Below are 20,949 nucleotides of genomic sequence, written 5' to 3'. Positions count from 1 at the left end.
GAGCCTGCATACACAAGGCTGGTAGGTGCATGTGCAGGGTCGGGGACCAATGGGTAGTCTACTTTCTTTAATTCTTTTCTTACAAGCCAATATGCCAAACCTTCAACTTATTAAACGTCAACCCGAGTCAAAACCGGTGCTGTTCGCAGGCATTGATGTCGGTTCTGAGGAATTGGTCTTGGCGGTCCGAAAGGACGGCAAGCCCTTCGATCCACAAACATTCGCCAACACCCCTTCGGGACGTGCCCAACTGGTCAAAAAATTGGTCAAACTGCCTGGCATCATTACCTGCCTGGAAGCCACCGGCATTTACCATTTCGACTTGGCAGTCGCCCTGCATGATGCCGGCGTGCCGCTCATGGTGGTCAACCCCAAAGCGTCCCACAACTTTGCCAAGGTGTTGCTGAAAAACAGCAAGACCGATGCCGTCGATGCCGACACCTTGGCCGAATACGCCGAGCGCATGGACTTCGTCGCCTGGACGCGGCCAACCGACGAGAAGCTCGCTGTGCGCAGTTTCGCTTAGCCAGCGTGAATGCGCTGACCGGACAGAAAGCGGCCGCCAAGAACCATCTGCACACGCTAACCGCCACCCAAGAGACCCCGAAAGCGGTGCTGAAGGATGCCAACCTGGCGACCGCCCAGTTGGGGAAGCGCATCGACCGCCTGACCGCTGAAGCACTGGCCTTGATTGGCCAATATCCCGAACTCAAACGGGCACTGGCGTTGCTGACCGGCATCAAGGGCATCGCCGAAACCAGCGCCATTGCGCTCATGGGTGAACTCCTGTTGCCGCCGCCTGGCCTGTCCCATCGGGAATGGGTGAAGTTTGCCGGCCTCGATCCCAAGGCTTTCGAGTCCGGCAAAAGCGTCCACAAGAAAACGCGGCTGTCGAAGGCCGGCAACCGCCATATCCGTTCGGCCCTGTACATGCCGGCCTTGAGCGCCAAACAACACGACCCGCACGTCAAGGCGTATTTCCAGCATCTCGTGGCTAACGGCAAGAAACCTTTGCAAGCCATCTGCGCGGTCATGCGTAAATTGCTCCATGCGATCCACGGCATGTTGAAACACAACCAGCCTTTCGACAACACCCGGTTTTATGCCTTTCCAATAATTGCCGAATGACCAAATTTATCTTGATTTTGAACAGAGTATCTTACGGCCTTTCAATCGGACACGAATACCGTGCGCATCGGCACGCTCGATGCCGCCCGCATCGATGTTATGAATCGGCACGACGCTCTTGAGCACGCCACGCGCACCATGCTCCTTTACTTTAATCACCCCGAGTCCCGGCGTGCTCCCGGTAGAGGCATGCGGGTCACCGCTGAGCGGGTTGGGGCCGCGGAGGGAGACAAAGATACGATTCCCGGACGGGGACACATCCGCAAGGTCTGGAGCTAATCCGGCAGGTCCTCCGATGTTGAGATCAACCGTGTTGATGTTCGCGCCGGTCTCTGTGTCAAAAATTTCCGCGATGTTCTGAACGCGATCAAGCACCCAGAGAAAGCGTTCATGTTTCATCACCGTCATGCCATGCGAATCTCGCTCTCCACCATCGTCTGAATACAGAAGTTCAGGCGTCGGAGTGTTGGGACTATTTGCGGCACTGTAGCCTGAGAGCGGGAACGCATAGACGTCGAACTCATCCTGATTCGTGCTCGTCCCTCCGCCTGAGTTCACAAACATAGTGCCAGCCGCTTGGACACCTCCAAAGCCATTGCCATGCACGGTGGTGCGGTCATATTCGGCAACAATCTGCATCGGCGTTGTCTTGGGATTGACAACGAACAAGCCGCCACCACGCAAGGTGATGAACCCTAGTGTGCTGCTCGAATCGACAATCGGGACAATCGGCGCATTGTCGGGCCTCAGCTCGACATCCTGGCAGTCCTCACCATTAGGCGTGACACACGTTGCCAGATTAATTGTCGCCAGAGCATTCAAGGTGAACGTATTGGTCGCAAAGTTAGCATCGATACGTTCGAGTAACTTCCCGTTCTGATTCGAGACCAGAATGTAGGAGTCATCCGGCGCAGGAGAAGCCGCATGTGCTTGACGAGCGCCACCGGCGCCGGGTGATGTACGAATGCAGGCTACGGGTGTGCGTGTCGCCGCATTAAAAATCACGACGTGTCCGCTAGTGACAAAAGACAAGATCGCATGGCTATGAGTGGAATTGAAGAACAGCATGTGCGGACGAACAGGATTGGCCCCGGTGCTCGCCAAGCACAAAGCGGATGTTGCTCCGGAGAGATCCAGAACATCGGTAGGAGTTGTCGATGCGGCCGCCTTCCCGTTGAGAACGTCACCATCATAAATATGGATAGTCCCACCGAAAGTTTTGCCATTGGAATTGGACTGATCGACTAACCAGACCTCAAAATCTTTGGCGAAGGCGGACGAGCTGAGTCCAATACTCGCGGGGAGAAAAATCCCAGTCGCAAATAGGTACACTAACGTACGTGGTAGTAACATGTCGCCCTCCTTTGTGCAGTGAGAAGAACCGAAATTGGGAATGGGTGTCTTGCTTGGAATGTCCACGACAATCCTGTGAGTGGTCGCCGGGCGGTGAGCGCACATAAGCTGACATGATTCCTCCTTTTTCTTGGCCTAACCGCAAAGTAGACACCTTTTCAGGTGTTTTGGAATACTGCGTAAAACCAAAAAATAGGCGTATTTCATTTAACAATCTTTCGATTTTTCACGATAGTATCTGAATTATTTTTCGATAGCAATTTTTTTATGCAGCCCCGTTCTAAACCGCACATCACCCCTCCTAAACTGCTAGCTCACGCGGGACGGGGTTGCAACCAATGCCGTTAAGTTAAGCGGTTGAGTCCCTTCTCCCTAGAGGGACGACCGCCAGGGATGGCGGAAGTGCGGTAGCAGGTAGGGAATCTGCGCCGTTAAGGTTAGGATGAGGGGGTAAACAATTGATTTTAATCTCCTCACCCCGACCCTCTCGGCAACTGCTCCTGCGTTGCCAAACTACAGGGAAGTAGTGAATGTGGAAAATGCAGGAGCATTTTTCCACCTACCTCCTGCATCCATGCAAGTCGTCCAGCAGGAGAGGGAGTTTGTTGCCTTAACTTAACGGTATTGGTTTCAAACCCCGTTCCGCTTCGCTGTTTCGATTTGGCACCCATAACTTCCGATTTTGATTCGTGTCTAGCTTCACCAACTATGCAGTGATAATTGCTGGAAATAGTTGATACCTGTTGATAAACAGGATTAAGATGCACTCTTAGTCCTAGGCCCTATCTTTTGGTTACCTAAACAATGAAAAATACAGATGGAATTCTAGAGGTATTTAGCGCAGACACGCTGGATGACGTATATGCATCCCTGTCAGAGTGGATCACCTGTTTGACTGAGATGAACATTTCAGTTACCTATAAAGGAAGGGCTTCCTAACGTTTTTGCGAAGCCTAAACCGCGTGGCTGGGCTTAATCAACGGAAAAAACGGGGCCAGTTCTAACAATCCAACATTATTTATCTTCATATTCATTCACTTCACGACTGACAATCATTTGGTGGGCTTTAACATATCGACCGATTTCCACTTAAATGTTGTGATGATTTCAGTTTTTTGAGGCCTATAGAAATTAGGATACGAATAAAATGACCCATGGAACAATTGCCACATTACGGGCCGCTATTAATCGGGCTTATTTAGCCGATGAAAACGAAATTGTGGGTGCATTATTGGCGGGTCTCGACACTTATGATCCAGCGATAGTCGGTGATTGCGCCAAAATGCTGGTTGATGCAGTCAGGGCAAAAAAAGTCCGACAAACCTCAATCGAAGCATTCCTGCGTGAATATCAGCTCAATTCACAGGAAGGCATCGTGTTGATGGGCATTGCCGAAGCCTTGCTGCGTATTCCCGACAGTTACACACAAGACCTGTTTTTACAGGAAAAACTCACCCATGCTGACTGGCAAAACCATTTGCAGCGCAGCGATTCCTTTTGGGTCAATTTATCCAGCCAAGCCCTGTTATTTACCCGACAATTTGAAGAACATGTGCTACTGTCAGAGAAACATTGGTTTCCAGTCTTTGAGTCTGTGTTGTCGCGCCTGGGCGCACCATTGATACGGTCTGCCTTAAAGCAAGCCATGCAGTACCTGTCTGAGCAATTTGTTTTCGCGGACTCTATACAACAAGCAGTCAAACGAAGCGGGCAAGAAACGGTATACCGTTATTCATTTGATATGCTGGGCGAAGCGGCCTTAACAGCAGATGATGCAGGACGCTATTACCAGTCCTACCTTTCAGCGATTGAAACATTGTCTGGACATGCCCCGTCCGCCGATATTTATGCCAATCCCGGCATTTCGGTCAAATTATCGTCACTGTGCCCACGTTATGAGCCATTGCAGCATAGCCGTGCGGTCAAGGAATTAACTGATAAACTGGTGATTCTGGCACTGAAGGCCCGCGCTGCCAATATTTCCATCACCGTCGATGCGGAAGAATCCGAACGTCTGGACATGTCCCTGGATATTTTTGCCGCCGTTTTTACGCATCCTGATTTAAGCGGTTGGCCGGGATTAGGTTTGGCGGTGCAGGCTTACCAAAAAAGGGCTTTACCGGTTATTCGCTGGCTGGCCGAATTGGCTAAATCCCGACATTGCAAAATCCCTTTGCGACTGGTCAAGGGCGCTTACTGGGACAGTGAAATAAAACGTGCCCAGGAAAATGGACTGAGCAATTACCCTGTGTTTACGCATAAATCGGCGACCGATTTATCCTATCTGGCTTGTTCGCGACAGATCCTGTCCCGGCCTGACGTTTTTTATCCGCAGTTCGCCACCCATAACGCCCATACACTCGCCGCTGTCTATCACAGTGGCAAGCATCATCCCGGTTATGAATTCCAACGGCTACACGGTATGGGAGAACCGCTTTATCATGAAATCATTGAAAACCAACAGTGGCAAATCCCTTGCCGGATTTATGCGCCGGTCGGGCATTTCCATGAATTGTTGCCCTATCTGGTCAGGCGGTTACTGGAAAATGGCGCCAATACTTCTTTTATCAATCAGATAGACCATCCCGATATTAGCGTTGAGGAACTGGTTCGTGATCCTGTAGAGCGGGTAAAAACCTCGTCCAGTAAAACCTCTTGTGTATTGCCTGGCTCAATATACGGCGAACATCGTCTAAATTCCCAAGTCTTAAATCTGGCTGACCCTGAACTACTACAGCAGCTATCGCAAAACCTGGACACTTTAGCCAATAAACACTGGCAGGCATCACCCTTGATAAATGGCAGTCATTATTCCGGTGAACAGCATCCCGTTATTAACCCATGCGATAACCGATTGACAGTCGGCAGCGTGATTTACGCCAACCAAGAGGCTATCGAACTGGCATTAAACGGCGCTGCACAGGCGTTTACCGAATGGCGGCTTTGTCCTGTAGAAACCCGTGCAGATTGCTTGCAGAAGGCTGCCGACCTTCTCGAACAACATCGTCTGGAATTGGTTTCTTTATGTAGTCGCGAAGGTGGGCGTACCATCAAAGATGCTTTGGCAGAAGTCAGGGAAGCCGTAGATTTTTGCCGTTATTATGCCCAATCTGCGCTCGAACTGTTCAGTCTGCCGATACAGTTGCCCGGCCCTACCGGCGAGGAAAATCTGCTCTACCACTATGGTCGAGGCATCTATGTTTGTATCAGTCCGTGGAATTTCCCCATTGCCATTTTTATCGGCCAGATAACGGCAGCCCTCGCCGCCGGCAATACCGTTATCGCAAAACCCGCTAGTCAAACTTCCTTAACAGCGATGCGTTGTGTAGAAATATTGCATCTGGCGGGCATACCCGAAACGGTATTACAGTTTTTACCGGCAAGCGGCAGTGTGACTGGGCAACACTTATTACCGGATTCAAGAGTTGCAGGTGTTGCTTTCACGGGCTCCACGAAAACTGCACAGTTTATTAACCGGCAGTTGGCACAACACCATCAGGCTATCGTGCCGTTGATTGCTGAAACCGGGGGTCAGAATGTAATGATTGCAGATAGTTCGGCTTTACTGGAACAACTGGTTCAAGATGCCATTGTATCGGCTTTTAACAGCGCTGGTCAGCGTTGTTCAGCCTTGCGTGTGCTGTTTGTACAACAGGAAATCGCCGATAAAACCATAGTCATGCTGATAGGAGCCATGCAGGAATTATCTATAGGCGATCCCGGTGTTTATAAAACCGATATAGGCCCCGTCATTGACCACGCCGCGCTGGTTCCATTAAACGTTCATCTGGAAAAAATGCAGCAGCGGGCTAAATTGCTTTATCAACTGCCCTTAGATGAAAGCTTGCGATATGGCAGCTATTTCCCGCCTAGCCTGATAGAGATAAGCTCATTATCACAGCTCACCCAGGAAGTATTTGGGCCGGTATTGCATCTTGTCCGTTATGGCGCGTCTGAACTGGGGCAGGTTATTGATGCGGTCAATGCAACCGGCTACGGACTGACCCTGGGTATACACAGCCGTATTGATGCAAACATAAAGGTTATCCGGCAAGGCGCAAAAGTCGGCAATATTTATGTCAACCGGAATATGATTGGCGCTGTCGTCGGGGTACAGCCTTTCGGTGGTATGGGGCTTTCCGGCTCCGGCCCAAAGGCTGGAGGCCCAGATTATTTGCGTCGCTTCGCAGTTGAACAAACTGTCACCACCAATACTGCTGCGATTGGCGGCAATGCAAGTTTGTTGGCGAGGGATTTGCGTTGATACTTAGCTCTTGACTTATGCACCAATCATAAACATTCAAACACTGTGTACATCAGTAAAGATTATGGATTTCACAACTAAGTTAATTGATGAATTGTTTGCATCAAATCCTACGGATTATTTGCCATATTGCTTACTTTAAAAAAAGTCCGAATCAGTTCGAGGAAGACGGGTGCTTTTTAATACGTATCCGGTATTTTTCGACTGAATATATTGTAGATTTAAAATAGGCCGGATCACATAATTTTAATCCGGCATACTTACTTTGAATTTTTTTGCTGGAAAACCTTTGTGTGATGAATATTACCTAATCACTATTTTACCGCTTGACTGGCATTGTAAAATTGCAGCATCCCACTTTTCTCCAGTTTCTATCCTTCCTTTGAAACAGGAAATCCTTTCATCAGAATTATCCGTCCCTGCACAAAGGCCGATAGCATTTTTCCATTCCCATTTATCACTGGCACCCCATTTGACATGCCCTGTCATTACTTTATGGAAACATTCTCCAGGCTCTTTAGGATTTTTTGTTCCCTTACACAATCTTTCCAAGTTGGCTTGTTCCCATTTCGAGGATCTCTCGTAGGGTGAATTACTATCCCAAGCGATTTTGTTTTGTATATGATCTTTGCACGCAGTTTCATGTTCACTTGCCATTGCACTTTGAGTAAAGAAAAGACCAAAGAGAATACTTACAGCTGATAATATTCTCACTAATAATTTAGATCTGCGGATAGGCATTATTTTCTCCTAATTAGGTTTGACTTAAAAAGCTAAAACTACTAGCAACAAAATTAACCTAACACCGATTTGTTAGTTGTCAATAAATGTAAGCCTTCCCAAATATCCCAGTATGGAACTAACTTATGCTAGGTCAGGCGATTTATTCGTTACGTCGTGTGGCCAAAGGCCAAACAAATAACACAAGGTTAGTTGGCCGTTAAGAGACTATGGAAAAGTTAAAAGTTAAGGATCAGCCTTACTGGCGGTTTCCACTAATATATTGAAAAATTAACGGTATTAACGCCTGGCTCCATTGATTGCTTGCTCATTCATTCCAAATTTTGTTAAGACGACGGTCGCGGCCACAGGTAAAGCGATAGAATTCATATAATATAGGGTGTTTTAAATAGTAATTTTGATGGTTATCTTCTGCGGGATAAAATTTCCCTGCAGGCTTTATTGAGGTGACAATGACTTTGTCGAGCAGCCTTTTCTCCATCACGACTTTTGACGCTTCGGCAAGATTTTTTTGCTGCTCATCGAGGTAAAAAATGGTGGCTTTGTACTGATCGCCCCTGTCGCAAAATTCGCCCTTCTCATCAAACGGGTCTATGTTGTGCCAGAAAACTTCGAGGAGTGTTTCGTAACTCATCATGGCTGGATCATAAGTCACCTGCCCGGCCTCTGAATGCCCGGTTTTTCCATTTGAAACTTCCTTGTAAGTGGGGTTTTCGGTATGTCCACCCGTGTAACCGGATATCGTGCTGATAACTCCAGTCAAAGCATCAAAAGGTGGCTCCATGCACCAGAAACAACCACCCGCAAACATAGCAACCGCCATGTTTTTATCAGCCCCTTGTTTAGCCGACGAGCTTCCACTCAGCAACAAACTATTAACCAATAAAACTTTGAAGAAAGCCTTCAAAAATTTAATTTTCACTCGATAACACCTTTTCATAGCCTACTTTTTTGTGGGTCCAAATTTTTTAACGATCTCACTTTTAGCTATGGATACTTATCTTTCAACATTTTTAGCCTGTTGTCACATTGCTTCGGAATAAGCAGGATATAACCGTAAATACCAAAAATTCAAGTTATTTATTCTGCACCCATAGTGTGAACCAACTCACAAATAGTCTAGTCAAACTGACTAAGTCGTGAATATCATAAGCATGCATGCCTGAGGTATTATTAATTTGCAATGCTTGCAAATAGGGGTAAATTGTTTTTAATGCCATAAGGCTTGAATCTGGCATAAGCCAGCAAGTCAATTTGATAGGAAAAGATTATGTTCCCATTCGACATTTCTCATCCGGTAGTGGGCAGAGCCAGTGTTGAAATAAATAAACCAGTCAAGCTCGTCTTTCATTTTGTAGGCGAAAAGTTTTTTGATAACTATCCTAAATGGGCGCTGGAAGTCTCAGATTTTAAGCCGCTGACAGGGACAGATATTTTTGTGGGTGCGAAAGCACAGCAAACACGCCAAGAGCAAGGGCAAAAAGTCGAGTCAGTCCTCGAAGTGTCCGAATTTGAACCACCCCGAAAAGTGACATTGAAGGGTGTGGATGCGCCGTTTCGGAACACTTACCAGTTTTCAGATAACGGGAAGCAGGATTTAACAGAACTTGAATTTTCCTTTGAGCTTCTGGAACTGGAACTGTTCATGTGGCCCTTTGAAAAACTGATCCGCATGGCCATCGAGGAAGGTGCGGAAAATACAGTGGAAAACATCAAAAATTTATTGGCTGATGAGCCCAATAATCTATCGACACAAGGAGTCAAGGCATGAGTTTTATTGTTGAAAAAGATACGGGCTTAATACCCCAAATTCTTACATCCATACTTGATGAATGTGTGAATGGCGTGACCCTCGCTGATCCAGACCTGGAAGGGATGCCACTTGTTTATGCCAATCATTCCTTCGAAAGATTGACTGGCTATAGCCAGAAAGAAATTATCGGGCACAATTGCCGTTTCCTACAGGGTTCCGACCGAGAACAAGCAGCACGTTTCCAAATTGCCGAGGCCATCAAGAATCATAAATCCATTGAGGTCACTTTACGGAATTATCGAAAAGATGGCGTATTGTTTTTTAATCATCTAAAAATTATCCCACTATTCAGCCGTAAGGGGGAAGTCATCTATTTTCTGGGGGTGCAATACGATGTCACCTATAAGGAAAAGGCCAAGAATGAAATTCAGGAACTTAACCGCTTATTGAGTGATGCGCTGGCTCCAGGTGATGATCAAGATAGCACTGTGAATGATGATTAAACATAATTGACCATTCCTATATAATGGTAGGTTATTTTTTTAGAGTATTTTCAAGAGGTTGTTTAATATATGCAAAACGACACCGTTAACATGCTTCCTAGTCAAATTTTATTTGGCTTGGCCATTCTTGCTTTCATCGCTTTGGTAGTCGTGGAAAAACTGAAGCCTTATCGTCACTTTACCAATAAAATCAAAAAGGAATCTTTTGTCACCAACACCACCGCATTCCTGTTCAATAACATCATCCTGACGGTACTCCGGGCGACATCCTTGTTTTTTGTGGCACAACAATTCTCGTCACATGGGCTCTTGAGCGGTATGGGAAACCATCCGGTCAAGTGGATATTGGCGTTCCTCTTATATGATCTGGCGATCTACGCCTGGCACGTTGCCAGCCATAAGTATGAGTTTCTGTGGCGGTTTCATAAGGTGCATCACAGCGACAAAAGCTTTAACACATCCACTGGCTTTCGTTTTCACGTTATAGACCTGTTTTTTGAAATCCTCTACAAGTGTGCGTTCGTCGTAATTATTGGGGTAGATGCTTACCTTGTACTTGTGATGGAAAGCGTACAATCGTTTTTCATTTTCTTCCACCATTCCAACATTACCTTCAACAATGAAAAGCGTTTGTCAGAATTTATCATCACCCCTTACCTGCACCGCACCCATCATTCAACCCTGCGAAGTGAACATGACAGTAACTATGGCATCGTCCTGGCATTTTGGGATAAATTGTTTGGCTCCCGTAAGGATCTGGTACCCAAAAAAATCGGCTTAGATATCCTTGCGGCGGAAAATTTCTTGCAACTTTTTTTTCTGGCGTTTATTACGGAACGTACTATCAAGAAGCTATTTCAGATGATCCCCAAAGGCCGCAAGCTATAAGGTAGGCAACCACTGGCATGACAATCGTTCGAAATAGTTAAGTGGATAGCGCTACCCTAAGAAACTGGTGTGGATACACTAAACCACCATTAACGATTGCGCTTCGAATTTGAATCTGGCTTATTTAAGTTGAACCCACCTTCCAGTAAAAACGTTGCGCTTTAATGCTTAGTCTTTCTCACATGATCGAATCATCTATAGCATCCAAGTCCCACTCATGTACCATATTTTAGATAATCTCAGCTTTAATATGATCATCATCAGAATCGGGCATCCTGATGGGACAGCGCCCCCTTTTCCCCGTATTCTCCAAGTCAATCGCCCTGTCGCAGACCTTCTCGGTTTTAGTGAAAAAGAACTCATCGATCTACCGCTAGCCCGACTCTTCGCAACAAAAAAAGAAATGACGTTATGGCAGGCAGCCATAGCAAAGATGGACAACAGTCCTGCCGATAACTGTTTTGAAGGCGAAATAATCACGCAAGCGCAGCACAGGATTCACGTATTATTCTCTATTTCCCCTCTACCCAGCCAACAGTCGAAAAACACGGACATTATTTTACTGATTCAAGCAATCAAACCAGACAATGATCTTTTTATGATGCACAGGGTTGTTGAACAAAGCGCCAGTGCAATGATGATTACTGACCGTACTGGACGAATAGGCTATGTCAATCCAAAATTGACCGAACTTAGTGGCTACACCGCCGATGAATTACTCGGCCAAAATCCCAAAATGCTACAATCCGGCAACATGTCCTCAGAACACTATCAAACGATGTGGGAAATGCTGCTTAACACTGGAGAGTGGCGGGGAGAAATTCAAGACCAAAAGAAAAGTGGCGAACTTTACTGGGTCTACGAGAGCATTAGCGCCATAAAAAATAGTGCTGGGGAAATCACACATTTTCTTGCCGTTGAAGAAGACATCACCCGACGGAAAGAAGTTGAATCCGCATTGACTGAAAGTGAAGAACGTTTTCGGCAAATGGCGGAAATGACCGGCGAATGGTTATGGGAACAAGACCCCAACGGTTATTACCTCTATAGCAGTAACGCAGTGAAACAAATTCTGGGTTTCAGCCAGAAACAAATCATCGGCAAACATTACACAGAATTTTTAACCGCCCAGGACAAAGCAACCCAAACACCTTACATCGCAAGCCAACAACCTTTTTATGCCCTGATCAATCACTATCAGCATAAAGATGGGCATGAAGTGCTGACCGAATCGACTGGCTTGCCGATCATCAATGCGCGGGGGGAACTGCTTAAATGGCGAGGTGTTGACCGGGATATTACCGCCAGGATACATTTTCAGGAGGCGCTGATAGAGTCTGAAAAACGCACAAGACAGATTATCGAAAGCTCGATCAATGCGATCGTTATCATGGATTCTTATGGCATCATTACCGATTGGAACCAACGTGCTGAAAAAATGTTCGGTTGGTCACATGATGAAGCGATAGGCCAGCGTCTTGACGAATTGATCATCCCCCCCCGTTTGCACAATGCACACCGTCGGGGTTTACTCACATTTTTACAAACTGGCGTTGGCTCCATATTAAATAGACAGTCGGAACAAGTCGCCTTACGCCGCGACGGCACTGAATTCCCAGTCGAACTGAGTGTTTCGCCCTTGAAACTCGGCAACGCTTATATCTTTAGCGGCTTCATCCACGATATTTCCGGCCGTAAAGCGGCGGAGCGACAAATTCGCCAGGCGCAAGTCAACTTAGCGATTGCGCAGAATGAAATCAGGATTGCCCAACAAATTCAAGCCACTTTATCGCCCTCCGTTCCCATTAAATCGGACGGTTTTGAAGTGACAGGCTTTTGCTTGCCCGCCGATAAAGTTGGCGGCGACTATTTTGATTATTTTTTTCGAAATGAAACCCAACTGGATATGGTTATTGCAGATGTTTCCGGCCATTCGATCGGCCCCGCCCTGTTCATGGTTGAAACCCGCAGCGCTATCCGTGCGCAGACCAATCTATTGGCGACTCCTGCAGAAACGCTGGGTGTCCTGAATAATTTCCTGTTTGACGATTTAGATAAATCAGACTACTTCATCACTTTGTTTTATTTGCAAGTCGACATCAACAAGCGCCATTTAAGATTTGCCAATGCCGGGCATCCGCGGCCCCTGTTGCTCAGTCGGGTGCAACGGGAATTTAAGGGACTGGACGCTGAAGGCTTAATATTAGGGGTCAGAAAAGATGTCGTTTTTGAAGAGAAAACGACAACGCTTGCGAAGGGTGATTTGATCCTATTTTATACCGATGGCTTGATCGAAGCTGAAAACGCCAATAAGGAGTTTTTCGGCCTGGAGCGCGTTAAGGCCGTTTTATTGCAAAATGCTCAGGAGACCCCGCAAACCATCATTGATTCACTATTTGCAGCCTTACAGCAGTTTTGCCAAAGAACCTCTTTTGACGATGATATTACGTTAATGATTTTTAAATGCGGGTGAAGCCACCATGCTTTGGCAAGTCAGTTTTATTAAACTGATATTATGAACAGCTAAGGAATTTTTACCACGAAGGTCACGAACAACACGGAGGTTTAAAGTACAAAACGCTGTGCCCATCTCTTAGCATGACTATAGTATTGTGATGAGCAGCCGACATTGTGTGGATCAAGCGCATGTATAGGTAAAGTTTTATGTACTTCAATCGCACAGCCAATGACCTGTTAAAAGTTTTAATTTAAAACGACATTGTAGATAACTAACTCAGCCCACTTAATCGTGGGGCTAAACATGTTGCACATCCCTATCATTCCTGGGAGCGTGGGCTGAATGAAAACACCCATGGCTTGATCAGGGAATACTTTACCAAAGGCAGCAGTTTTGAGAATATAACCGACGGGCAGCTCGAGGAGGTCATGACTCGACTTAATCATCGTCCTTGAAAAACGCCAAACTATAAATCCCCTCATGTGGTATCGTTTGGCGATAATGGACAAGAAGCTGCATGAATACTGGAGTCGCACTTCGGAGTTGAATCTCCTTTAACTATAAAATAACAAAATGAAAATTACTATCTTTGGAACAGGTTATGTCGGTCTGGTAACGGGTACGTGTCTTGCGGAAGTCGGCAACGATGTGCTCTGCATGGATATCGACCAAAAAAAAATTGATCAGCTTAATCAGGGTGTCATCCCTATCTACGAACCTGGTCTGGAAGCGATGGTCAAAGAAAACTATCAGTCAGGACGGTTACGTTTTACCAGCGATGCGAAAATGGCTGTAGAGCATGGGTTATTTCAGTTCATCGCTGTAGGCACACCGCCTGATGAGGATGGCTCGGCAGACTTGCAATATGTGTTATCAGTAGCCAAGGCGATTGCGGAACACGTGACTGAATACCGTATCGTCGTCGATAAATCGACCGTTCCTGTCGGTACGGCCGATAAGGTCAAAAGCCTCATTGAAACAGCTTTAACCGCCAGAGGCGTAGACATTGAATTCGATGTGGTTTCAAACCCTGAATTTTTAAAAGAGGGTTCGGCCATCGCCGACTTTATGAAGCCGGATCGTATCATTATCGGCACAGACAATCCCAGGACGACTGAGCTTTTAAAAGCGCTATACACGCCTTTTAACCGGAGTCATGAGCGTATCATCGACATGGATGTGCGTTCGGCGGAACTCACCAAATATGCTGCCAATGCCATGTTGGCAACAAAAATCAGTTTCATGAATGAACTGGCCAACCTAGCCGAACATTTGGGCGCGGATATTGAAAGGGTCCGTAATGGCATTGGCGCGGACAGCCGCATTGGCTACCACTTTATCTATCCAGGTTGTGGTTATGGCGGCTCCTGTTTCCCCAAAGATGTTAAGGCGTTGGAACGGACGGCCAAAGAACTGGGCTACCAAGCGGAACTTCTGGGTGCGGTTGAGCGTGTCAATGAAAGACAGAAACATGTTCTATTTAACAAAATACATCAACACTTTAATGGGCAGCTTAAAGGTAAAACCTTCGCTTTATGGGGCTTATCCTTCAAGCCGAAAACAGATGATATGCGCGAAGCGCCGAGCCGTGTCCTATTGGAAGCATTGATAGATGCCGGCGTAACTGTGCAGGCTTATGATCCAGAAGCCTTGGCAGAAGCAAAAAGAATCTACGGAAACAAGGCCGGCCTGGTTTTGTGCAAGACCCAGACGGAGGCACTCAATAATGCCGATGCGCTTTGTGTTGTCACCGAATGGAAAAATTTCTGGAGTCCAGACTTTGCGCAATTAAAACTTAAACTTAAAGCGGCGGTCGTGTTTGATGGCCGTAACCTTTATGAACCCAAACAGTTAAAGGCCGCCGGACTCACTTATTACTGTATTGGAAGGCCAGTGACCAGTTCGGTATCCGGTTAATTAATATCGTCCGTTGTAACAGTAATCAAGAGTATAGATTTTGAAAATATTAGTGACAGGCGCCGCCGGATTCATCGGCTCCATGCAGGGTATCCGCTTGCTGGATCGGGGCGATGAAGTTATTGGCATAGATAATCTTAACGATTACTACGATGTCAATTTAAAACTGGCTAGGTTGGCGCGTTTACAAACCTACCCGCACTTTAAATTCATAAAACTGGATATCGCCGATAGACAGGCAGTGGCAGATTTATTTGCCAAAGAAAATCCGCAGCGGGTGATACATCTGGCTGCCCAGGCTGGGGTCAGATACTCCATTACTAACCCCCATGCTTATATCGATTCCAATATTGTTGGGTTTATCAATATATTGGAAGGATGCAGGTACCATAACATTGAACATTTGGTCTACGCTTCTTCAAGCTCGGTGTACGGTGCCAATACTCGGATGCCTTTTTCGGTGCACGATAATGTTGATCATCCCGTCTCGCTCTATGCGGCCAGTAAAAAAGCCAATGAATTGATGGCACACACTTACAGCTACTTGTATAACTTGCCAACCACTGGGTTACGTTTTTTCACCGTTTATGGGCCTTGGGGCAGGCCCGATATGTCGCCCATCCTGTTTGCCCACAATATCATGCAGGGCAAACCGATTGATGTGTTCAATTATGGCAATCACAGACGCGATTTCACCTATATCGACGATATCGTTACCGGCGTGACCAAAGTGGTGGATAAACCTGCACAAGCCAATCCCAACTGGGCTAGCGAAAACCCCGATCCTGGCACCAGCACCTCGCCTTACCGGGTCTACAACATCGGAAACAATAACCCGGTGCATTTATTGCACTTTATTGAAGCGTTGGAAAACGCCATAGGCAAAAAAGCCATCAAGAATTTTTTGCCGATGCAACCCGGCGACGTTCCCGATACCTATGCCGATGTATCCGATTTAATCGCTGAATTTGACTACAAACCGAGCACGCCACTTGAGGTTGGCGTTAACGCATTTGTGGAGTGGTACAAAGCGTTGTACAAGGCTTGTTAAAAAATCAAAACAACCTACTGAACGGTTTTGGTGTCGAGGAGAGAGCTTGATCCCAAGGAGTTCCTGTATATGCTTTATCAGGTCTTTTGTGTGGATATTAAGAGCTGCAATATCACGCCACATGCGTTAGGGCCTACAATCTTTGACCGTCCTCTGGGCGCAAACTCTTTAATGTATCGAGCAATCACATCCCTATTGAAACATTTTGCAAGAATCAATCGACTTCTGCTTTTGAACGATTGTTTTATGGGCATCCCTAATAATTCCACTATCCACCCCCGAATTTTAGTCGTGCCGAGATAGCGCTGAAATGAGGCAATAACGACAACCCCAACAAATGACAGTCAGCCCATGAAGCCACCCAGCCGGCCTGTGATGGCCTGGGAAACCGTGCAAACCCATCTTGAACCATTAAAACAAACACTCGAATCTATAATGGAATAATTGGTTAATCCTATCATTAAAATCAGTTGTGGGGTTTCAATCAAAAGAACCATACCTGACCTTTCCCCTTAATTTTTATTGCCTACCTTACTCCTGTCATAAACCAGGATTAGCCGATATAATGATTTAATAGTTTTAAGCGAGTAATAAACGCAGTGAACATCAAAGAATACATGAACGATCTTGGCGTAAAGGCCAGAATAGCCGGACGGGAAATCAGCCGCACCGAGTCCGGTAAAAAAAACCTGGCTTTGTTGAAGATTTCCGAGGTTATCGAAGCTAGCGCTGAGTTATTGGTCAGCGAAAACCAAAAAGATTTGGCGGCTGGCAAAGCGAACGGCTTGGATACGGCCATGTTGGATAGATTGGCGCTAACACCGAAAAGCATACAGGCGATGGTCGAAGGATTAAAGCAAGTCGCTGCCTTGCCTGATCCTGTGGGGGAAATCACCGATTTAAGTTACCGGCCCAGCGGTATACAGGTCGGTCAAATGCGGGTTCCTTTGGGGGTCATTGGCATTATTTATGAATCGCGCCCGAATGTCACGGTCGATGCCGCCGCGTTATGCCTTAAATCCGGTAATGCCTGTATTTTAAGGGGCGGTTCTGAATCTATCTATTCCAATCAGGCGATTGCGGCGTGTATTGCTAAAGGTTTGACCGAGGCTGGATTGCCTGTAGCGGCCGTGCAGATTGTCGCGACTGCTGACCGACAGGCTGTCGGTGAATTGATTACCATGAATCAATATGTGGATGTGATTGTGCCCAGGGGCGGCAAGGGCTTGATCGAACGTATTTCCAAGGATGCGACGATTCCCGTCATTAAACATTTGGATGGCGTTTGCCATGTGTACATTGATGACAACGCGGATATTGATAAGGCCATTACTATTGCGGTGAACGCCAAAACCCATCGTTATGGCGTTTGTAATGCGATGGAGACCTTATTGGTTGCAGAAAGCGTTGTCGCAAAAGTGTTGCCTACCTTGGCTGAACAGTATCTTGAGAAAGGTGTGGAACTGCGTGGTTGTCCAAAGACCTGCTCGTTAATTCCTGCTTGTATCAGGGCGACAGAAGAGGATTGGTTGACTGAGTATCTGGCGCCCATTTTATCGATCAAAATAGTCAACAGCTTGGATGAGGCAATCGAGCATATCAATCATTACGGCTCCCTACATACCGATGCGATTGTGACTGAGGATTACAGCAAGGCACGGCGCTTTTTGCGGGAAGTCGATTCCAGCTCGGTGATGGTGAATGCTTCAACCCGCTTTGCCGACGGTTTTGAGTACGGCTTGGGCGCTGAGATTGGCATCAGCACGGATAAGCTCCATGCCCGTGGCCCGGTTGGATTAAAAGGATTGACCTCACTGAAGTATATCGTCCTGGGCGATGGCCATATCAGGCAATAGATGATTGGCATTTTTGGTGGCACCTTCGATCCGGTTCATTATGGACATCTTCGTTCAGCATTGGAAGTCAAAGAAATCTTCGGACTCGATGAAGTCAGGTTAATTCCTAGTTCACAACCGCCGCATAGAAACCTGCCACACGCACCTGCCAAACTGCGTGTGCAGATGTTGAAGCTAGCCATTGAAAATCAGCCCGGCCTTATTATTGATACCCGCGAAATAGACAGGGTAGGGACTTCCTATATGGTTATTACGCTGGAATCATTAAGGCAGGAATTTCCTGATCAGCCTTTGTTGCTGTTTATCGGCAGCGATGCTTTCAATCAGCTAACGTGCTGGTATCAATGGCAACGGCTACTTGATTTTGTGCATATCATTGTGTTGACTCGACCAGGATTTACAGTGCGGCAACTCGATGATTTTTTTGCAGCCAGACAAATCGCCAACAAACAAGATCTGTCAGAACAGTTGGCCGGGAAACTGTATTTTCAGCCGATAACACAACTTGATATTTCCGCAACGGCTATAAGAAATATGATTGCTAACGAACGAAATCCGGGATTTTTATTGCCCGATGCCGTGATAGCATACATCAAACAACACCAGCTTTATCAAACACAAACAGCGCAAACAGCGTATTAAAATGAATTAATCATTGGGAACAGGAATGCAAGCAGAAAAACTATTGAAAATTGTCCAAGATGAATTGGACGAACGCAAAGGACTACAGGTCACTACCTTGGACGTGTGGGACAAAACCAGCTTTACCGACTACATGGTGATGGTGACAGGCACTTCCAACCGGCATTTGATGTCAATGTGCGAGCATGTCTCGACGAAAGTTGAAGAAAACGGAGTTAAACCCTTAGGATTGGAAGGCGGCCCTGGAGATGATTGGGTCCTGTTGGATTTGGGCGATGTCATCGTCCATGCCATGACCACCCAGGCACGGGACTTTTATCAACTGGAAAAATTATGGTCGGTGGATAGGCCCAAGGAAATCGAAAAGCAAGCGGGTTGAATGTAGCCACTGTGAAAATCACAAGTTCGCGTACTCCAGGATTTCTTGGCTCATCAGTATGCAGTGGCCTGGCAATCGAGCGTATTAACGCATGCCCTTAAACCAAATTTTGATTTGCGGGTATTACACTATCTGTGACTGACAGTATAAGCTGATCTTTATAAACCACAATGGACAGGGCCTATTGCCATTTTATGTATTTACAAGGCGTAAAAAAAACGATTGCTGTACGGCCAGTCGATAAAAACAAGTGGTCACACGGCGACATCCATCCTTTGTTACAGCGGATATTTTCGGCCAGGGGCATCAAGTCCACAACCGAACTGGATAGGGCGTTAGATAAGCTGCCGTCGCCGTGGTTGTTATCGGGTATGGAAGATATGGTGTCGCATTTGATAACCGCCATCAAAGACCAGCAAAAAATCACCATCGTCGCTGATTTTGATGCCGATGGTGCGACCAGTTGCGCGGTTGCCGTCAAAGGCCTCCAATTATTGGGGGCAGGGGAGGTAACATTTGTTGTCCCCAACCGTTTTGAATACGGTTACGGTTTGACACCAGAAATTGTTGGGTTAGCCAGGCTTCATACGCCAGATGTCATCATGACCGTCGATAACGGCATATCCAGCATAGAAGGCGTTAAAGCGGCGCAGGACGCCGGTATAAAAGTCCTGGTGACCGATCATCATTTGCCGGGGCAAGAGCTGCCTCCGGCGGATGCTATCGTGAATCCAAACCTTCCAGACGATGTCTTTCCCAGCAAGGCGCTTGCGGGTGTGGGCGTGATGTTTTATGTGCTGATGGCCTTAAGAAGTCGGCTACGGGAACAGCAATGGTTCGAACAACAGCAAAGATTAGAACCCAATTTGGCGCAACTGCTTGATTATGTCGCGTTAGGTACGGTTGCTGATGTTGTCGCTTTGGATCAGGTTAATCGCATATTGGTCTATCAGGGCTTGACGAGAATTCGCATGGGACGTTGCCATCCGGGCTTGCAAGCGCTTATTGAGGTATCCGGCAGAAATCCGCTCACACTCGTTGCCGCAGATTTGGGATTTGCCTTAGGCCCCAGGCTGAATGCGGCGGGACGTATGGATGATATGTCGTTGGGCATCCAATGTTTATTGACGGAAGATACTGCTCTCGCCAAAACCATGGCACTGCAATTGGATGATTTGAATAATGACCGTAAAGAGATTGAAGGGCAAATGAAACACGAAGCCCTGGCTTTATTGGGCGAAATGAAAGCCCTCGATGAACATTACTTGCCTGCGGGTGTCTGCCTGTTTGATGAGTTGTGGCACCAAGGTATTATCGGTATTTTGGCATCGCGCATCAAAGACCAGTTGCACCGGCCTGTTATTGCCTTTGCACCCGCCGGAAAAGATCTGATCAAAGGTTCTGCAAGGTCGATTTCTGGTGTGCATATCCGTGACGTATTAAGCGATATTGCGGCTATTCACCCTAAGCTGTTAAACAAGTTTGGCGGTCACGCAATGGCGGCAGGGTTAAGTATTGCTATGCATGATTATCCGGCTTTTGCCATGGCCTTTGATGAAATGGTAAGAAAGCGCTTGGCGAATGTCGATCTGGAACAGAAAGTTTGGTCAGATGGCGAACTGGCAGAACAAGACATGACCCTCGAACTGGCCGAACTGTTACAAACCGCCGCGACTTGGGGGCATGAGTTTCCTGAGCCAGTTTTCCATGGAATCTTCGATATTATTCAGGTGCGCATCGTCGGACAACAACATTTAAAGCTGGTCATGAGAAAACCCAACGGAAATGTTTTGCTCGATGGCATCGCCTTTTTTGTCGATAAGCCTGAGCAATGGTTGGGCCTCAGGGTTTGTAACGCGGCTTATAAGTTGGATGTCAATGAGTTCAGGGGGCAACGCAGTGTGCAACTGTTGGTGCAATACCTGGAGAAAGTGGCATAGGGGGCGTTATTAAAACTTTTTCCCTCTGGGATAATGTCATTAAATTAAGCGGTTGAGTTCCTTCTCCCTTGAGGGA

16 protein-coding genes are annotated in these 20,949 nt (G+C 46.7%); 13 read left to right on the top strand and 3 right to left on the bottom strand.

The features are described 5' to 3' along the window. Positions 1-91: 91 nt before the first annotated feature. Positions 92-526: an IS110 family transposase gene (locus ACLQ6D_RS08480; RefSeq protein WP_411726848.1), complete on the top strand. Its 435-nt coding sequence runs from the start codon at positions 92-94 to the stop codon at positions 524-526. Positions 527-531: 5 nt separating this feature from the next. Further along, positions 532-1,128: a transposase gene (locus ACLQ6D_RS08475; RefSeq protein WP_411726847.1), complete on the top strand. Its 597-nt coding sequence runs from the start codon at positions 532-534 to the stop codon at positions 1,126-1,128. Positions 1,129-1,134: 6 nt separating this feature from the next. Here the strand turns inward: ACLQ6D_RS08475 and ACLQ6D_RS08470 are convergent, their stop codons facing one another. Next, a complete protein-coding gene (locus tag ACLQ6D_RS08470) occupies positions 1,135-2,481 on the bottom strand; it encodes a hypothetical protein (protein ID WP_411726846.1) in 1,347 nt (448 codons plus the stop codon). A gap of 1,147 nt (positions 2,482-3,628) precedes the next feature. Between ACLQ6D_RS08470 and putA the strand changes: the two genes are divergently transcribed. After that, on the top strand, positions 3,629-6,745 hold the full coding sequence (putA, locus tag ACLQ6D_RS08465) for a bifunctional proline dehydrogenase/L-glutamate gamma-semialdehyde dehydrogenase PutA (RefSeq protein WP_411726845.1): 3,117 nt from the start codon (positions 3,629-3,631) through the stop codon (positions 6,743-6,745). A 303-nt stretch (positions 6,746-7,048) separates the two neighbouring features. On the opposite strand, the gene ACLQ6D_RS08460 is transcribed toward putA, so the two are convergent. Together ACLQ6D_RS08460 and msrA are read right to left on the bottom strand one after the other, a co-directional pair. Beyond that, a complete protein-coding gene (locus ACLQ6D_RS08460; protein WP_411726844.1) occupies positions 7,049-7,486 on the bottom strand; it encodes a hypothetical protein in 438 nt (145 codons plus the stop codon). Between the two features lie 307 nt (positions 7,487-7,793). Continuing rightward, positions 7,794-8,408 carry a peptide-methionine (S)-S-oxide reductase MsrA gene (gene msrA, locus ACLQ6D_RS08455; RefSeq protein WP_411726843.1) on the bottom strand — a complete coding sequence of 205 codons (615 nt, stop codon included), beginning with the start codon at positions 8,406-8,408 and terminating at the stop codon, positions 7,794-7,796. A 348-nt stretch (positions 8,409-8,756) separates the two neighbouring features. Here msrA and ACLQ6D_RS08450 point away from each other — a divergent pair, with 348 nt between their 5' ends. The 10 genes from ACLQ6D_RS08450 (at position 8,757) to recJ (ending at position 20,873) form a co-directional block, all read left to right on the top strand. Continuing rightward, positions 8,757-9,257 (top strand): SRPBCC family protein, encoded by a 501-nt coding sequence (locus ACLQ6D_RS08450; protein WP_411726842.1) that lies wholly within the window; start codon positions 8,757-8,759, stop codon positions 9,255-9,257. Then, positions 9,254-9,742, top strand: a complete 489-nt coding sequence (locus ACLQ6D_RS08445; RefSeq protein WP_411726841.1) for a PAS domain-containing protein — start codon at positions 9,254-9,256, stop codon at positions 9,740-9,742. The genes ACLQ6D_RS08450 and ACLQ6D_RS08445 overlap by 4 nt, the downstream gene beginning before the upstream one ends. 90 nt (positions 9,743-9,832) lie before the next feature. Further along, positions 9,833-10,630: a sterol desaturase family protein gene (locus ACLQ6D_RS08440; RefSeq protein WP_411726840.1), complete on the top strand. Its 798-nt coding sequence runs from the start codon at positions 9,833-9,835 to the stop codon at positions 10,628-10,630. A 217-nt stretch (positions 10,631-10,847) separates the two neighbouring features. After that, entirely contained in the window at positions 10,848-13,103 is a 2,256-nt protein-coding gene (locus ACLQ6D_RS08435; protein WP_411726839.1) for a PAS domain S-box protein, read from the top strand. 558 nt (positions 13,104-13,661) lie between these two features. After that, positions 13,662-15,005: a UDP-glucose dehydrogenase family protein gene (locus ACLQ6D_RS08430; RefSeq protein WP_411726838.1), complete on the top strand. Its 1,344-nt coding sequence runs from the start codon at positions 13,662-13,664 to the stop codon at positions 15,003-15,005. Between the two features lie 40 nt (positions 15,006-15,045). Next, the gene (locus ACLQ6D_RS08425; protein WP_411726837.1) at positions 15,046-16,056 is read left to right on the top strand and encodes an NAD-dependent epimerase; all 1,011 of its coding nucleotides are present in this window, start codon (positions 15,046-15,048) and stop codon (positions 16,054-16,056) included. 617 nt (positions 16,057-16,673) lie between these two features. Next, positions 16,674-17,912 (top strand): glutamate-5-semialdehyde dehydrogenase, encoded by a 1,239-nt coding sequence (locus ACLQ6D_RS08420; RefSeq protein ID WP_411726850.1) that lies wholly within the window; start codon positions 16,674-16,676, stop codon positions 17,910-17,912. Further along, entirely contained in the window at positions 17,913-18,554 is a 642-nt protein-coding gene (gene nadD / locus ACLQ6D_RS08415) for a nicotinate-nucleotide adenylyltransferase (RefSeq protein ID WP_411726836.1), read from the top strand. Between the two features lie 25 nt (positions 18,555-18,579). Continuing rightward, complete coding sequence (rsfS, locus tag ACLQ6D_RS08410; RefSeq protein WP_411726835.1) at positions 18,580-18,933, top strand: ribosome silencing factor; 354 nt, start codon at positions 18,580-18,582, stop codon at positions 18,931-18,933. Between the two features lie 194 nt (positions 18,934-19,127). Further along, positions 19,128-20,873, top strand: coding sequence for a single-stranded-DNA-specific exonuclease RecJ (gene recJ, locus ACLQ6D_RS08405; RefSeq protein ID WP_411726849.1), 1,746 nt, complete (start codon positions 19,128-19,130; stop codon positions 20,871-20,873). The last annotated feature ends 76 nt before the right edge of the window (positions 20,874-20,949 follow it).

The sequence above is a fragment of the Methyloglobulus sp. genome, from assembly GCF_046714055.1.
Classification (GTDB): Bacteria; Pseudomonadota; Gammaproteobacteria; order Methylococcales; family Methylomonadaceae; genus Methyloglobulus.
The sequence above is the reverse complement of the archived record's forward strand: the minus strand, read 5'-3'. Positions and strand labels throughout refer to the sequence as shown.

What these genes read in the sequence shown, in the direction of transcription:
- ACLQ6D_RS08480 (WP_411726848.1), top strand. Translation starts at nt 92, where the DNA reads ATGCCAAACCTTCAACTTATTAAACGTCAACCCGAGTCAAAACCGGTG.
- ACLQ6D_RS08470 (WP_411726846.1), bottom strand. Translation starts at nt 2,481, where the DNA reads ATGTTACTACCACGTACGTTAGTGTACCTATTTGCGACTGGGATTTTT.
- putA (WP_411726845.1), top strand. Translation starts at nt 3,629, where the DNA reads ATGACCCATGGAACAATTGCCACATTACGGGCCGCTATTAATCGGGCT.
- ACLQ6D_RS08460 (WP_411726844.1), bottom strand. Translation starts at nt 7,486, where the DNA reads ATGCCTATCCGCAGATCTAAATTATTAGTGAGAATATTATCAGCTGTA.
- ACLQ6D_RS08450 (WP_411726842.1), top strand. Translation starts at nt 8,757, where the DNA reads ATGTTCCCATTCGACATTTCTCATCCGGTAGTGGGCAGAGCCAGTGTT.
- ACLQ6D_RS08445 (WP_411726841.1), top strand. Translation starts at nt 9,254, where the DNA reads ATGAGTTTTATTGTTGAAAAAGATACGGGCTTAATACCCCAAATTCTT.
- ACLQ6D_RS08440 (WP_411726840.1), top strand. Translation starts at nt 9,833, where the DNA reads ATGCTTCCTAGTCAAATTTTATTTGGCTTGGCCATTCTTGCTTTCATC.
- ACLQ6D_RS08435 (WP_411726839.1), top strand. Translation starts at nt 10,848, where the DNA reads ATGTACCATATTTTAGATAATCTCAGCTTTAATATGATCATCATCAGA.
- ACLQ6D_RS08430 (WP_411726838.1), top strand. Translation starts at nt 13,662, where the DNA reads ATGAAAATTACTATCTTTGGAACAGGTTATGTCGGTCTGGTAACGGGT.
- ACLQ6D_RS08420 (WP_411726850.1), top strand. Translation starts at nt 16,674, where the DNA reads ATGAACGATCTTGGCGTAAAGGCCAGAATAGCCGGACGGGAAATCAGC.
- nadD (WP_411726836.1), top strand. Translation starts at nt 17,913, where the DNA reads ATGATTGGCATTTTTGGTGGCACCTTCGATCCGGTTCATTATGGACAT.
- rsfS (WP_411726835.1), top strand. Translation starts at nt 18,580, where the DNA reads ATGCAAGCAGAAAAACTATTGAAAATTGTCCAAGATGAATTGGACGAA.
- recJ (WP_411726849.1), top strand. Translation starts at nt 19,128, where the DNA reads ATGTATTTACAAGGCGTAAAAAAAACGATTGCTGTACGGCCAGTCGAT.